The following is a 13,838-nucleotide window of genomic DNA, read 5'->3' as shown; positions in this document are numbered from 1 at the left end:
GCGATGAACTTCCTGCAGATCATCTCCAACACCCTCGCGCAGATCCTCGCGCCGGCAACGCTCGGCTACGTTCTCGCCGCGATCGGGCTGTCGGTGCACTTCGGCTTCGCCGGCCTGCTCAACATGGGCGTCGCGGGCTTCATGGCGATCGGGGCATACGGCTTCGCGATCTCGATCCTCACGTTCGGGCTCCCGTGGCCGCTCGCCGCGCTCATCGGCCTCGCCGCGGCCGTCGTGTTCGCCCTCATCATGGGCATCCCGACCCTCCGCCTCCGCGGCGACTACCTCGCGATCGTGACGATCGCGGCGGCCGAGGTCCTGCGTCTGCTCTTCCTCACGTCGACATTCCGCAACGTCACGGGCTCGGCCGACGGCCTCTCGGGCTTCCAGTCGGGCTTCCGCATGAGCAACCCGCTGCCGCCCGGACGCTGGGGCTGGGGTCCGTGGACCTACCAGTCCGACCAGTGGTGGGTCATCATCGTCGGCGTCATCACGATCGCGATCGCCGTGCTGCTCGTGTGGCTGCTCATGCGCAGCCCCTGGGGCCGCGTCATCCGCGGCATCCGCGAGGACGAGGATGCGGTGGGCTCGCTCGGCAAGAACGTGTTCGCCTTCAAGATGCAGGCCCTCATCATCGGCGGCGTCATCATCGCGGCGGGCGGCATCATCACCGCGATGGGCACCAACGTGAACCCCAACGTGTACGTGACCTCGCAGACGTTCTACGTGTGGACGGCCCTCCTGCTCGGCGGCGCCGCGACGATCTTCGGCCCGGTGCTCGGCGCCGTGCTGTTCTGGATCGTGCGCGCGTTCCTCTCGAACCTGCTGCCCGCGCTCGTGCAGATCGGCTGGCTCCCGTTCCTCACCACCGAGCAGAGCCAGATGCTCGTCTTCGTGCTCGTGGGCGTCGCGCTCATGCTGCTCGTCATCTTCCGCCCGCAGGGCATCCTCGGGAACAAGAAGGAGCTGACCTTTGTCCGCTGACGTCGCACCCCCGGCCCCGCGCCCGAAGTCGACAGGGCTGCACCAGGGCGAGATCCGCCCGGGCGTCGCCAAGGTCGACCCGATCATCGTCGTCGACGGCGTGCGTCGCGTCTTCGGCGGTCTCACGGCCGTCGACGTCGAGCACCTCGAGATCCCGCGCAACGCGATCACCGCTCTCATCGGCCCGAACGGCGCCGGCAAGACGACCCTCTTCAACCTCCTGACGGGCTTCGACAAGCCGAACGCGGGCACGTGGTCGTTCGACGGCACCTCGCTCGCCGGCATCCCCGCGTACAAGGCGGCCCGCATGGGCCAGGTGCGCACCTTCCAGCTGACGAAGTCGCTCGGCCTGCTCACCGTGCTCGAGAACATGAAGCTCGGCGCGCCCAAGCAGACCGGCGAGCGCCTGTGGGCCGGCATCCTGCCGTTCCTGTGGCGCAAGCAGGAGCTGGAGATCGAGGAGAAGGCGCGCGAGCTGCTCGCCCGCTTCAAGCTCGACGCCAAGGAGAAGGACTTCGCGGCCTCGCTCTCGGGCGGCCAGCGCAAGCTGCTCGAGATGGCGCGCGCGCTCATGAGCGACCCGACCCTCGTCATGCTCGACGAGCCGATGGCCGGCGTGAACCCGGCCCTCACGCAGTCGCTGCTCGACCACATCCTCGACCTCAAGGACCTCGGCATGACGGTCGTGTTCGTCGAGCACGACATGCACATGGTGCGCCACATCGCGGACTGGGTCGTCGTCATGGCCGAGGGCCGCATCGTGGCCGAGGGCCCACCCGACACGGTCATGCGCGAGCAGGCCGTCATCGACGCCTACCTCGGCGCCCACCAGGACGTCGACCTCGGCGTCGTGACGGGCCGCGTGGAGGGCGAGCTGTCGGCGGAGGGCCAGGAGCTCGCCGAGACGGCTCGCGAGATCGACGCGGCCATCGAGGACTCCGAGAGCGAGGCGTCCGCCGAGGCGAGCGCGGACGCGACGGATGCGGATGCGGGCGAGACGGAGGACGGCAAGTGAGCGACCCGAAGACCGGCGGCGCCCCCGCTGCAACCGCCGCCCCGTCGGAGAACGTCGTCGAGGTCACCGACCTCGTCGCGGGCTACCTGCCGGGCGTCAACATCCTCAACGGCGCGAACCTCACGGCCGCCAAGGGCGAGCTCATCGGCATCATCGGCCCCAACGGAGCCGGCAAGTCGACGATGCTCAAGGCGATCTTCGGCCAGGTGAAGATCCGCTCGGGCGTCGTCAAGCTCAACGGCGACGACATCACGGGCCTGCGCGCGAACAAGCTCGTCGCGAAGGGCGTCGGCTTCGTGCCGCAGACCAACAACGTCTTCCCGAGCCTCACGATCGCCGAGAACCTGCAGATGGGCGCCTACCAGCGGCCCAAGGTCGTCGCCGAGCGCATCGACTTCGTCACGTCGATCTTCCCCGACCTCGCCAAGCGCCTCCAGCAGCGCGCGGGCTCGCTGTCGGGCGGTGAGCGGCAGATGGTCGCGATGGGCCGCGCGCTCATGATGGACCCGCACGTGCTGCTGCTCGACGAGCCCTCGGCGGGCCTCTCGCCGTCGCGTCAGGACGAGGCGTTCCTGCGCGTCTCCGAGATCAACAAGGCGGGCGTCACGACGATCATGGTCGAGCAGAACGCCCGCCGCTGCCTGCAGATCTGCGACCGCGGCTACGTGCTCGACCAGGGCCGCGACGCCTACACGGGCACGGGCCGCGAGCTGCTCAACGACCCCAAGGTCATCGGCCTCTACCTCGGCACGCTCGGCACCTGAGCGCGTCCCGCGCTTCAGGGCGCGGCTGGAGCCACGACCACGCGGCGGGAGAAACGACTCCCGCCGCGTCGTCGTTTCTCCCGCCGCACCATCCGTGGTTCCCGGAGAGCCGCGAACCGCGCTCTGCGGGAGAGCGGATGCGGCCGGCCGTGCTCGGCGCGCGCACAGGGCCGTCGCGCGCACAGGGCCCCCGCGCCCGCACAGGGCCCAGGGGCACGCGAAACGGCCCCGGTCCGAAGACCGGGGCCGCTCGCTATCGAGAGTGGATCAGCCCACGCTCAGGAAGGAGTAGTTGTTGTCTGCTCCGTACTGGAAGATGCCGATCGACGCCTCGGTCGGGTCGCCGACCTCGTTGAACGTGATCGGGCCGGACACACCGTCGTAGTCGGCGACGCCGCCTCCGAGGATGATGTCCGCGCACTCCGCGTAGGTGGTGCACTTCGTGCCGTCACCGGAACCGCCCGACACCTGCTGGAGGTGCGCAGCGACATCCGGGCCGGCCGTCGAGCCGGCCTCGAGCGCCGCGAGGGCGAGCAGGATGACCGCGTCGAACGACTCCGGAGCGTAGGTGAAGTCCTTCAGCTCCGGCTGGCCCGCACCCGTCCAGAAGGCCTGGAGGTTGTTGCGGAACTCCTCGATCGTGGCCGGGTCGACCGCCGGGTAGGTGCCCTTGGCGCCCTCCAGCGAACCCTCCTCGAACTCGTCACCGAAGTTGGCGAGGTTGCCGTCGACGAAGTACAGCTTGTCGGCCGGGAACTCGGCTCCGAGGAGCTCGGGGATGATGGTCTTGACCTCTTCGAACGTGATCAGCGCGATCGCGTCGGGGTCGGCCGCCAGCACGTCCTCCACCTGCGACGAGAAGTTCGTGTCACCGGTGTTGTAGAGGGCGGCCGAGACGACCTCGCCGCCCGCGTTCTCGAACGCGGCCTTGGCGAAGCACGCGAGACCGGTGCCGTACGAGTCGTTGAGGATCAGCATGCCGAGGGTCTCGGCGCCGTCGCCCGCGATCAGGTTGCCGAGCACCTCACCCTGGAGGACATCCGAGGGGGCGGTGCGCCAGTAGAGCCCGTTGTCCTCGTAGCCCGTGAAGGCGGCGGAGGTGTTGGCGGGCGAGAACTGGATGGCGCCGGCCGCGATCACCTGGTCGATGAACTGCAGCGAGGTGCCGGACGAGGCGGCACCGAGGACGGCGGTCGCACCCTCACCGAGGATGCGCGGGATCTCGGTCTCGTAGGCCTTGTTGTCGGTGTCACCCGAGTCGCCCTGGATGAGGTCGATCGTGATGCCCTTGTTGGCCTCGTTGACGACGGATGCGGCGTACTCGGTGCCCGCGATCTCGGGCGGTCCGAGGAAGGCGAGGTTGCCGGTCACGGGGAGAGCCGTGCCGATCTTGTAGGTGAGGCCGCTGGCCGGACCGGTCGACGTCGACGAGTACTCCGGCGTGTACGAGGCGGGCGCTGCCGCGTCGCAGTCGACCGGGAACTCGAAGGCGCTGCCGCCCGTCTCTCCGTCACTCGGGGTTCCGGTCGAACATCCGACCAGGACGAGGGCGCTCGCGCCGGCCATGGCGATACCGCCGATGACCTTCGCACGCCGTGAACGTGTGAAGACGCTCATTGTGCTCCTTGCTTGGGTAAGTCCATGGGACGGCATGGAGCCGCCCCCGGTTGCTCAAACCTAACGGCCCACGTGTATCCCGAGTGTTGCGATGTGTTAACACTCTGTAACGCCACCGAATCGTTACAAACAGCAGGCCCCGCGCGGCCGGTTCGCGGCTCAGCCGGTGACGGAACCGTTTGCGCTGTAGGTGTTGCCGGCCCCGTAGACGAAGGTCGTGTAGACGCCCGAGGTGGGGTCCCCCGCGTCGTCGAGACGCAGCGGCCCGACAACCCCCTCGTACGCGATATCGGGCTCGGTCGTCAGCACGTCGGCGCATTCGCCGAAGCTCGTGCAGCGGATGCCGTCGCGCGTCGCGCCGATGAGCCGGCTCGCGATCGAGGGGCCTCCGTCGTCGCCCGCGACGATCGCCGCGAGCGCCGCGATGACCGTCGCGTCGTAGGCCTCGGCGCCGTAGCGGAAGGAGCCGAGCCCCGGGTCCTCGACCTTGAGCTTGGCGGCGAGCGCGTCATCCGGGCGCAGCCCCTCGAGGATGCCGTTGACGCCGTCGAGCGTGCCCGCGGGCAGGGCCTGCGAGTAGTCGGCGAGGTTCTGGCTCGTGAGCCACAGCTTCGCGCCGCGGTAGCCGGCCTGCGTGAGGGCCGTGATGAGCGCCTTCGTGACGTCGCCGTTGTCGGGCGTCGCGAGCACGACGACGTCGGGCTTCGCCTTGGTGACCTCCGACACGGCGGGGGAGACCCCGGAAGCGTTGCGCACGACGGCCGCGACGGCGAGCTCGGCGCCGTTGTCGGCGAGCGTGGTCTCGAGGGGCTCGGTGATCGACGACGAGACGTCGTCCGCGCCGACGACGAGCGCGACCGTCTTCGCGCCCTTCTCCGGCAGCAGGGTGCCGAGCGCGACGCCCTGGTGCGCATAGGCGGGGATGGTGCGCGCGAAGTAGCCGCGCGCATCCGGCCCGACGCCGGGATAGGTGGCGGCGGGCGAGATGAGCGGGATGCCCGCCTCGATCGCCGCGGGCAGGAGACGCTCGGCGAGCACCGACGAGCTCGGCCCGATGACGACGTCGACGCCGCGCTCCACGAGGGCGGCGAACGACGCCTCGAGCGTCTCGGTGGTCGCGTCGCCCGAGTCGCGGTTGACGACCTCGACAGGGGCGCCGAGCACGCCGCCCGCCGCGTTGATCTCGCGCACGGCCGCGTTGACGCCCGCGACCTGGGCCGCGCCGATGAAGGCCGTCGCGCCCGTCGTGGGGAAGAGGGTGCCGATGCGCAGCACGCCGTCGCCGCTCGGGGCGATCGTCGCGACGGGCGTCGGGGTGGGCGTGGGCATGGGGGCTGCTGCCGTGCAGCCCGCGAGGGCCAGGGTGAACGCGGATGCCGCGGCGAGCGCGACGGATCGGCTGCGGGTCGACAGGGTGCGCACGCCGCGACCCTACCGTGCGCTCAGGCCGCGGGAAGGGAGGCGCGGCGTCCCTCGCGGGCCGCCCGCACCATGTCGACGACGAGGATCACGAGCGCGATCCAGACGAGCCCGAAGCCCGCCCAGCGTCCGGCCGGCATGGGCTCGCCGAGCAGGAAGACGCCCGTGAGGAACTGCAGCACGGGGGCGAGGAACTGGGTGAGGCCGAGGGCGACGAGCGGCAGTCGACGGGCGGCGGCGGCGAAGAGCAGCAGCGGCGTCGCGGTGATGACGCCCGTCGCGATCATGAGCACGATGTGCACCGGTCCGGCGTCGCCGAAGCTCAGGCCGACGGTCGCGCCCGTGATGATGAGCTGCACGATCGCGACGGGGGTGAGCCACGCGGTCTCGAGCGTGAGTCCCGAGATGGCGTCGACCTGCGCGCCGACGCGCTTCTTGATGAAGCCGTAGAAGCCGAACGAGAGCGCGAGGATGAGCGCGATCCACGGGAAGGCGCCGTAGCCGATCGAGATGACGAGGATCGCGATGAGCGAGATGCCGACGGCCGCCCACTGGAGGGGGCGCAGGCGCTCGCGCAGCACGATGACGCCGAGCGCGACCGTGACGATGGGGTTGATGAAGTACCCGAGCGAGCCCTCGACGACGTGGCCGCTCAGGGTGGCGAGCACGAAGACCTGCCAGTTGATGTAGATGAACAGGCCCGCGAGCGCCATCGTGCCGAGCACGCGCCACTGGCGCGCGAGGCCGACGAAGGCGCGCCATCCGCGCGTCACGGTCAGCAGCACGGCGCAGAAGCCGAGCGACATGAGCACGCGGAAGGCGACGATCTCCCACGGGCTCGCGGGGTCGAGCAGGAGGAAGAAACCGGGCAGGAAGCCCCAGAGGCCGTAGGCGGTGATCGCGAACGCGAGACCCGCTCCCTGGCCCTGAGCGCGCGGGGACGGATCGGGCGTGCTCACCACTCGAGGCTAGTCGCGTGCGAGGGCCCCGGATGACGGGAAAGGCCCCGATGGCAGAGCCTCGGGGCCTTCCGGCAGGATGTCGACGATCCTGGATGCGCTGCGGATCATCGCAGCGCAGATGGACTCAGCGGACGACGACCGCCAGCACGTCGCGGGCCGACAGCACGAGGAACTCGTCGCCGCCGAACTTGACCTCGGTGCCGCCGTACTTCGAGTACAGGACCCGGTCGCCCACGGCGACGTCGAGGGGCACGCGGTTGCCGTTGTCGTCGATGCGGCCGGGGCCCACGGCGACGACCTCGCCCTCCTGCGGCTTCTCCTTGGCGGTGTCCGGGATGACCAGACCCGACGCGGTGACCTGCTCGGCTTCGACCTGCTTGATGACGATGCGATCCTCGAGCGGCTTGATGGAGACCGACACGTGTGACCTCTTTCTGAAGACTCAGGGGTTTGGCACACTCACTTCGAGAGTGCCAGGACAACTATAGGCCCGGATTAGCACTCATTCAATCCGACTGCCAACCGACGGGTGCTCAGCCCATGGCATGTGGGCCAAACGCAGCAGCGGTTGCCCTGGCGCTGCAGAGATACCTGGCGCGCGACGGCAAGGGCTGCAGCGTTTGTGCACCCCGGTACGGTGAAGGAGTGACGCCCGAGGAGCTGCGCGCGCTGTTGACGCCCGAGGGGCTGCGGCTGCTCGACGAGGTCGGCCCGATCGCGGCCGACGCGGATGTCGTGCGCACCGTCTCGAGGCTGCGCGCGGCCGGGCACTCCCCCGAGCTCGTCGCCGCCGTGCTCACCCAGGCGCGCCTGCGCACGCGCGCGCGAGCCCGGTTCCACGAGTTCGCCGACCGCATGCTGTTCACGCCCGACGGACTCGAGCAGGCGACCCGCCTGCAGGTCGCTGCGCAGCACGCGGGGCGTTACGCGCGCGCGGGCGTCGCATCCGTCGCCGACCTCGGGTGCGGCATCGGCGCCGACTCGCTCGCCTTCGCGAGCCTCGGCCTGCGGGTCATCGCGGTCGAGCGCGATGAGGCGACGGCGGCGATCGCGGCCTACAACCTCGCGCCGTTCCCCGGGGCCCGCGTCGTGCAGGGTGACGCGCTCGCCGACGAGCCCGCCGACGTCGACGCGCTGTGGTTCGACCCCGCGCGCCGGGGCGGCGGCCGCCGCCACTCCGACCCCGCCGACTGGTCTCCCCCGCTCGACGCGGTGTTCGCGCGCGCCGCGACGAAGCCGACGGGCGTCAAGCTCGGCCCGGGGCTCGACCACGAGCTCATCCCCGAGGGCGTCGAGGCGCAGTGGGTGTCGGTCGACCGCGAGGTCGTCGAGCTCGTCGTGTGGTCGGGCGCGCTCGCGCGCGAGGGTGTGGGCCGCTCCGCGCTCCTGCTCGGCGCGAACGGCGCCCACGAGCTCACGGCGCCGGCGCCCGCTCCGGATGCCGAGGCCGGGGAGCTCGGGACGCACCTCGTCGAACCCGACGGCGCCGTCATCCGGGCCCGCCTCATCGGCGACCTCGCACGCTCGCTCGGCGGACGCATGCTCGACCCGACGATCGCGTGGATCACGACGGATGCCGCGCCCGAGACGGCGTTCGGCCAGACCTTCCGCGTGCGGGAGGAGCTGCCGTTCGACGAGCGCAAGCTCAAGCAGGCGCTGCGGGCTCGCGGCATCGGCACCCTCGAGATCAAGAAACGCGGGGTCGATGTCGACCCCGCGTCGTTCCGCACGCGCCTCGCACTGCGCGGCGACGAGAGCGCCACGCTCGTGCTGACGAGGATCGCCGGCAAGCGCACGGCGATCCTCGTCGAGCGCACTCAGTAGCTGTAGTAGTCGCCGATCTGCGAGAGCGCGGCGAAGTACAGCACGATGCCGATGATCGTCAGGATCGCGAAGATGAGGCCGATCGCGATCGCGACGAAACCGGTGATGATGCCCGTCGTGGCCATCCACTTCGGGGCATCCGGCTCCTTCTTCTTGCCCTGGAAGCCGAGGATCACGGCGGCGAGGCCCGGGATGAAGCCGAAGCCCCACGCGAAGGCGAGCAGCACGCCGAGGATGCCGAGGATGAACGACACGAGGCTCAGCGTCTGCTTGACGGGGGCACCGCCGGGCGCGGCACCGGGGGCCGCGTAGGGGCTCGCCGCGGGGGCCGCGTAGGGGTTCGAGGTCGGCTCGGCCGCGGGGGCGGCGGGCGCGGTCGGCTCGGCGGCGGGGGCCGCGGGAGCGACGGGCTCGGCGGGCGCGACGGGCTCAGCAGCCGGGGTCGCGGGCGTGCCGGGGGCGGAGGGCGCGGCGTCGGCGCCCGGAGTGGGCTCCTCGGGGGTGCCGGGGGCGGTGGGATCGGTCATGTCCGGACTCCTTCGACTGAGGGACTGCCCCATGCTCGCAGCGGGCCACAGGGCTGTCAACGCGTTGCGCCGGCGCCCGGGATTCAGTAGGAGCGCACGCTCGACAGTCCGATGAACACGAAGACCATGAGCAGCACGTAGAGCAGGAGGAAGCCCGAGAGCACGTAGCCGACGACGAGCCCCGCGATCGCCATCCCGCGTCCCCCCTCGCCCGTGCGCTTGATCTGGCTGAGCGCGATGTGGCCCGCGATGACGCCGCCGATCGCCGTGATCCAGGTGAGGATGCCCGCGAGCGACAGCACGAGCGAGGTGATGGCGACGGGGTTCGTGCGGGGCGCGTAAGCGTAGGCGACGCCGCTCGTCGAGTAGGGCGCGAGCGCCGTGGGCGGCGGGCTCGTCGGCACGGGCTGGTAGGCGCCCGGGGCATAGGCCTCGGCGGGCGCACCGGGCGAGACGAACGGGTTGGGCGCGGCCTGCGGCGCGGCGGGCGCCGACACGTACGGGTTCACGGGCGGTGCATCCGCGGGCGACGGCGGCGGCACGGGCGGCGCGACGGGGTCGGACGCGGACGGGGTGGTGGTGTCGGACATGGGGCTCCCTCGGGGGTCCCCGCCATGCTGGCAGCCGCGCGGGGGCCCGGCAAGCGACCCATCCGGGCGTCAGGCCTGGATCTGCGTGACGGGGAGCGTCGAGTCGGCGCCGACGTCGAGGCTCGACGGCGCGTGGCCCGCCGCGATGAGCTGGGCGGCGAGCGAGGCGATCATGGCGCCGTTGTCGGTGCACAGCGAGAGCGGGGGGATGCGGAGCGCGACGCCCGCCTCCGCGCACCGCTCGACCGCCGCATCCCGCAGCCGCCGGTTGGCGACGACGCCGCCGCCGAGCAGGAGGCGCGGAACACCGAGGTCGCGGCACGCGGCGAGCGCCTTCGTGAGCAGCACGTCGACGACGGCCTCGCGGAAGCTCGCGGCGACGTCGGCGACGGGCACGGGCTCGCCCGCGGCGCGCGCCGCCTCGACGTGGCGCGCGACGGCCGTCTTGAGTCCCGAGAACGAGAAGTCGTAGCGGTGCCGATCGAGGTCCTTGGGGGCCGTGAGTCCGCGCGGGAAGCGGATGGCATCCGCTCTTCCCTCGGCGGCCGCACGGTCGATCTCGGGGCCGCCCGGGTAGGGCAGGCCGAGCAGCCGGGCCACCTTGTCGAAGGCCTCCCCCGCCGCGTCGTCGATCGTCTCGCCGAGCAGCTCGACGTCGGAGACGAGGTCGCGCACGAGCAGGAGCGAGGTGTGGCCGCCCGAGACGAGCAGGGCGATCGTCGGCAACTCGAGCTCGCCCTCGCCTACCAGGGGGTCGTGGTTGAGGAGGTCCGCACCGACGTGGCCCACGAGGTGGTTGACGGCGTAGAACGGCTTGCCGGTCGCGACAGCGAGCGCCTTCGCGGCGCCCACGCCCACCATGAGCGCCCCCGCGAGGCCCGGCCCGCTCGTGACGGCCACCGCGTCGAGCTCGTCGAGGGCGACGCCCGCCGTGCGCAGGGCCTCCTCGATCGCGGGCGTGAGCGCCTCGAGGTGCGCGCGCGCCGCGATCTCGGGCACGACGCCGCCGTAGCGGGCGTGCTCGTCCATCGAGCTCGCGATGACGTTTGCGAGCAGCTCGGTGCCGCGCACGATGCCGATGCCGGTCTCGTCGCAGCTCGTCTCGATGCCGAGCACCAGGGGTGCGCTCATGTCAGCTCCGCCTTCATGACCACGGCGTCGACGCCGTCGGGCTGGTAGTACGCGGGGCGCACGGCGATGCGCTCGAAGCCGCGCGTGACGTAGAGCGCCTCGGCGCCGGGGTTGTCGGCGCGCACCTCGAGGAACACCTCGCGCGCGTCGCGGGCGCGGGCCTCGGCGAGGAGCGTGTCGAGCAGCGTCGCGCCGATGCCGCGGCGACGGGCGTGCTCGGCGACCGCGATCGTCTGGATGTCGCCCTGGCCCGAGCCGCGAGGGGCGAGGAGCCCCGCGTAGCCGAGCACGGCATCCGTCTCGTCGACCGCGACGAGGTAGTGCGTGTGGGCGCTCGCGAGCTCGGAGGCGATCGCCTCGCGCGACCACGCGTCGCTCGGGAAGGTCGCCGTCTCGAGCGCGTCGATCGCGTCGAGGTCGGATGCCGTGGCGAGCCGCAGGGTGACGGTCGCGCTCACGGCGTGACCCGCTTGGGCGTCGAGAGCGTCACGTCGGGAGCGCGCAGGTACACGGGCTCGGCGGGGCCCGCGGCGAGTCCCGCGTCGTGGCGCGCGAGCGCGAGGATGCCGAGCAGGCCCGCGTCGATCGTGGGGGCGTCGATCCGCACGTAACCGGCGACGGAGGTGACGACGTCGAAATCCGCGACGGGCGTGAGCGAGGGGCCCTCGAGGCGCACGGGCAGGCCGTCGGAGCCGGGGGCCGCGTAGCGCGACCATGCGTACTCGCGGCGGCGCACATCCGTCACGACGAGCACGCGCTCGGTGCGGCCGTACGCGACGGCGTCGTGCGAGACGACGGGCAGCACGGGGCGGCCGATCCCGACCGCGAACGCGCGCGCGGCCGCGATGCCGACCCGCAGGCCCGTGAAGGGGCCGGGGCCCATGCCCGCCGCGACGCCCTCGAGCTCGTGCGGCGCGACACCCGCCTCGGCGAGCACGTCGCGGATGAAGGCGCCCACGACCTCCGCGTGCCCGCGGGTGTCGGCGCTCGTGCGCTCGGCGAGGGTGCCCTCGCGGGAGACGACGGCGACGCTCGTCCCCGTGGAGGTGTCGATCGCGAGCAGCACCGGACAAGCCTACGTCGGTGCTCGCGGCTAGAGCTCGACGCCCTCCCAGCGGGGGCCGTACGTCGCGAGGCGCACGTGGCGCGGGGCGTCGTCGGCCTCGGGGTCGCCGCCGACGGGACGCTCGATGTCGACCTCGATCCACGAGTCGACGACCCCGTCGACCTTGCCCGCGCCCCACTCGACGACCGTGATCGAGCCCTCGAAATCGAGGTCGAGGTCGTCGACCTCCGCGGCCGTCGCGAGCCGGTACGCGTCGACGTGCACGAGCGGCACACCGGATGCCGTGGGGTGCGTGCGCGCGAGCACGAACGTCGGGCTCGTGACCTGGCCGCGCGCGCCGAGAGCCTGCCCGATGCCACGCGTGAGAGTCGTCTTGCCCGCGCCGAGCTCGCCGTTCAGCAGCACGAGGTCGCCCGCGCGCAGCCGGGACGCGAGACGCGCGCCGAGAGCCTCCATGGCATCCGCGTCGGCGACCTCGAGGCGCTGCTCGCTCACGAGACGACCCGGGTGACGCGCGGGCCGACGCGCGTCACGAGCTCGTAGCCGATCGTGCCGCTCGCATCGGCGAGCTCGTCGGCTCCCGGGTCGCCGTCGGCGGGGTCGCCCCACAGCACGACGGGGTCGCCGGGCGAGACCTCGGCGTCGCCGACGTCGACGACGAACTGGTCCATCGCGATGCGGCCGACCTGGCGGTGGACGCGGTCGCCGATGCGCACGCGCAGCACGTCGGACGACGCGCGCGGGATGCCGTCGGCGTAGCCGAGCGGCACGAGGGCGAGCGTCGTCTCGCCGGGCGTGCGGTGCACGTAGCCGTAGGAGACGCCCGTGCCCGCGGGCACGCGACGCACGGCGGCGACCTCGGAGACGAGCCGCATGACGGGCCGCAGCCCGAGGGCAGCGGGGTCGACGGAGGGGTCGGGCGAGAGGCCGTACAGCGCGATGCCGACGCGCACCATGTCGAAGCGCGCCTCGGGAACCGTGAGAGCGGCGAGGCTCGCGGCGATGTGGCGCAGCTCGGGTCGCAGGCCGGCCGCCTCGGCGCGCGCCACGGCATCCGCGAAGGCCGCGCGCTGGGCGTCGTCGTCGGCGGGCGAGGTGCCGGAGAGGTGGCTCATGAGCCCGCGCACCCGCAGGCGGCCCGCGCGCTCGAGCTCGGCCGCGCGCGCGAAGACCTCGTCGGACTCAGCGGGCGCGAAGCCGTTGCGGCTGAGCCCCGTGTCGAGCTTGAGGTGCACGCTCGCGCCCGCCGCGGCGGCCGCCTCGAGTTGCGCGCGCGTCGAGACGCCGACGTCGACGCCCGCCTCGACGGCGGCGGTGAAGTCGGGCTCGGCGGCGTGCAGCCACGCGAGCAGGGGCGCCCGGATGCCGGCCTCGCGCAACGCGAGCGCCTCGCCCAGGTCGGCGACACCGAGCCAATCCGCACCGGCCTCGACGGCCGTGCGCGCGACGCGCAGGGCGCCGTGCCCGTAGGCGTCGGCCTTGACGACCGCGAGCACGCGCGCGGGCGCGACGATGCCGCGCACGGTCTCGAGGTTGCTCGCGAGCGCGTCGAGACGGATGCGCGCCTCGCGCAGCGGCGCGGTCACGGCAGCCGTTCCGCGACGACGGTCGCGACCGCGACGCCCGCGTCGTGGCTCATCGAGACGTGGAGGGCCGAGACGCCGCGGCGCTCGAGGAGCGCGGCGAGCGGGCCCTCGAGCGCGAACGACGGGTTGCCGGTGGCGTCGGAGGCGATGCGCATGTCGATCCAGTGCACGTCCTCGACGTCGCCGAGGGCCTTCACGAGCGCTTCCCTCGCGGCGAAGCGACCCGCGAGCGAGCGCAGGGGCAGCATCCGTTCGCTCTCGGCGAACAGTCGCTCGCGCAGCCGCGGCGTGCGGGAGACGGCGCGCTCGAACCGGGCCAGGTCGACCACGTCGACGCCCAATCCGACGATCAC

At 72.3% G+C, this 13,838-nt stretch carries 16 protein-coding genes; 4 read left to right on the top strand and 12 right to left on the bottom strand.

The features are described from left to right. Nucleotides 1–3: 3 nt before the first annotated feature. The 3 genes from H4J02_RS02055 to H4J02_RS02045 are packed head-to-tail and all read left to right on the top strand — an operon-like array spanning nt 4 to nt 2,763. Entirely contained in the window at nt 4–984 is a 981-nt protein-coding gene (locus H4J02_RS02055) for a branched-chain amino acid ABC transporter permease (protein ID WP_187675475.1), read from the top strand. After that, the gene (locus H4J02_RS02050; protein WP_187675474.1) at nt 974–1,999 is read left to right on the top strand and encodes an ABC transporter ATP-binding protein; all 1,026 of its coding nucleotides are present in this window, start codon (nt 974–976) and stop codon (nt 1,997–1,999) included. The genes H4J02_RS02055 and H4J02_RS02050 overlap by 11 nt, the downstream gene beginning before the upstream one ends. Then, nucleotides 1,996–2,763: an ABC transporter ATP-binding protein gene (locus H4J02_RS02045; RefSeq protein WP_187675473.1), complete on the top strand. Its 768-nt coding sequence runs from the start codon at nt 1,996–1,998 to the stop codon at nt 2,761–2,763. The genes H4J02_RS02050 and H4J02_RS02045 overlap by 4 nt, the downstream gene beginning before the upstream one ends. A 267-nt stretch (nt 2,764–3,030) precedes the next feature. Here the strand turns inward: H4J02_RS02045 and H4J02_RS02040 are convergent, their stop codons facing one another. The 4 genes from H4J02_RS02040 to groES form a co-directional block, all read right to left on the bottom strand. Beyond that, the gene (locus tag H4J02_RS02040) at nt 3,031–4,380 is read right to left on the bottom strand and encodes an ABC transporter substrate-binding protein (protein ID WP_187675472.1); all 1,350 of its coding nucleotides are present in this window, start codon (nt 4,378–4,380) and stop codon (nt 3,031–3,033) included. Between the two features lie 159 nt (nt 4,381–4,539). Further along, nucleotides 4,540–5,802 (bottom strand): ABC transporter substrate-binding protein, encoded by a 1,263-nt coding sequence (locus H4J02_RS02035; protein ID WP_187675471.1) that lies wholly within the window; start codon nt 5,800–5,802, stop codon nt 4,540–4,542. A 20-nt stretch (nt 5,803–5,822) separates the two neighbouring features. Beyond that, nucleotides 5,823–6,758, bottom strand: coding sequence for an EamA family transporter RarD (gene rarD / locus H4J02_RS02030; protein WP_187675470.1), 936 nt, complete (start codon nt 6,756–6,758; stop codon nt 5,823–5,825). A 127-nt stretch (nt 6,759–6,885) separates the two neighbouring features. Then, complete coding sequence (gene groES, locus H4J02_RS02025; RefSeq protein ID WP_187675469.1) at nt 6,886–7,182, bottom strand: co-chaperone GroES; 297 nt, start codon at nt 7,180–7,182, stop codon at nt 6,886–6,888. A 224-nt stretch (nt 7,183–7,406) separates the two neighbouring features. Here groES and H4J02_RS02020 point away from each other — a divergent pair, with 224 nt between their 5' ends. Continuing rightward, complete coding sequence (locus H4J02_RS02020) at nt 7,407–8,585, top strand: class I SAM-dependent methyltransferase (protein WP_187675468.1); 1,179 nt, start codon at nt 7,407–7,409, stop codon at nt 8,583–8,585. Here H4J02_RS02020 and H4J02_RS02015 read toward each other — a convergent pair. From H4J02_RS02015 to H4J02_RS01980, 8 genes are all read right to left on the bottom strand, one after another. Further along, nucleotides 8,579–9,112, bottom strand: coding sequence for a DUF4190 domain-containing protein (locus H4J02_RS02015; protein ID WP_187675467.1), 534 nt, complete (start codon nt 9,110–9,112; stop codon nt 8,579–8,581). The genes H4J02_RS02020 and H4J02_RS02015 overlap by 7 nt on opposite strands. An 83-nt stretch (nt 9,113–9,195) precedes the next feature. Then, nucleotides 9,196–9,702: a DUF4190 domain-containing protein gene (locus H4J02_RS02010; RefSeq protein ID WP_187675466.1), complete on the bottom strand. Its 507-nt coding sequence runs from the start codon at nt 9,700–9,702 to the stop codon at nt 9,196–9,198. Between the two features lie 69 nt (nt 9,703–9,771). Continuing rightward, entirely contained in the window at nt 9,772–10,833 is a 1,062-nt protein-coding gene (tsaD, locus tag H4J02_RS02005) for a tRNA (adenosine(37)-N6)-threonylcarbamoyltransferase complex transferase subunit TsaD (protein WP_187675465.1), read from the bottom strand. Beyond that, nucleotides 10,830–11,291 carry a ribosomal protein S18-alanine N-acetyltransferase gene (gene rimI, locus H4J02_RS02000; protein WP_187675464.1) on the bottom strand — a complete coding sequence of 154 codons (462 nt, stop codon included), beginning with the start codon at nt 11,289–11,291 and terminating at the stop codon, nt 10,830–10,832. The genes tsaD and rimI overlap by 4 nt, the downstream gene beginning before the upstream one ends. Next, complete coding sequence (gene tsaB / locus H4J02_RS01995) at nt 11,288–11,899, bottom strand: tRNA (adenosine(37)-N6)-threonylcarbamoyltransferase complex dimerization subunit type 1 TsaB (RefSeq protein WP_187675463.1); 612 nt, start codon at nt 11,897–11,899, stop codon at nt 11,288–11,290. Before tsaB ends, rimI begins: the two co-directional genes overlap by 4 nt. A gap of 27 nt (nt 11,900–11,926) precedes the next feature. After that, nucleotides 11,927–12,355 carry a tRNA (adenosine(37)-N6)-threonylcarbamoyltransferase complex ATPase subunit type 1 TsaE gene (gene tsaE / locus H4J02_RS01990; RefSeq protein ID WP_187676382.1) on the bottom strand — a complete coding sequence of 143 codons (429 nt, stop codon included), beginning with the start codon at nt 12,353–12,355 and terminating at the stop codon, nt 11,927–11,929. A 35-nt stretch (nt 12,356–12,390) separates the two neighbouring features. Continuing rightward, the gene (alr, locus tag H4J02_RS01985; protein WP_187675462.1) at nt 12,391–13,485 is read right to left on the bottom strand and encodes an alanine racemase; all 1,095 of its coding nucleotides are present in this window, start codon (nt 13,483–13,485) and stop codon (nt 12,391–12,393) included. Further along, the gene (locus H4J02_RS01980; protein WP_187675461.1) at nt 13,482–13,838 is read right to left on the bottom strand and encodes a holo-ACP synthase; all 357 of its coding nucleotides are present in this window, start codon (nt 13,836–13,838) and stop codon (nt 13,482–13,484) included. Before H4J02_RS01980 ends, alr begins: the two co-directional genes overlap by 4 nt.

This window comes from Protaetiibacter sp. SSC-01 (assembly GCF_014483895.1).
In the GTDB taxonomy this organism is placed as follows: Bacteria; Actinomycetota; Actinomycetes; order Actinomycetales; family Microbacteriaceae; genus Homoserinibacter.
This window is presented reverse-complemented; position numbering and strand designations above follow the sequence as displayed.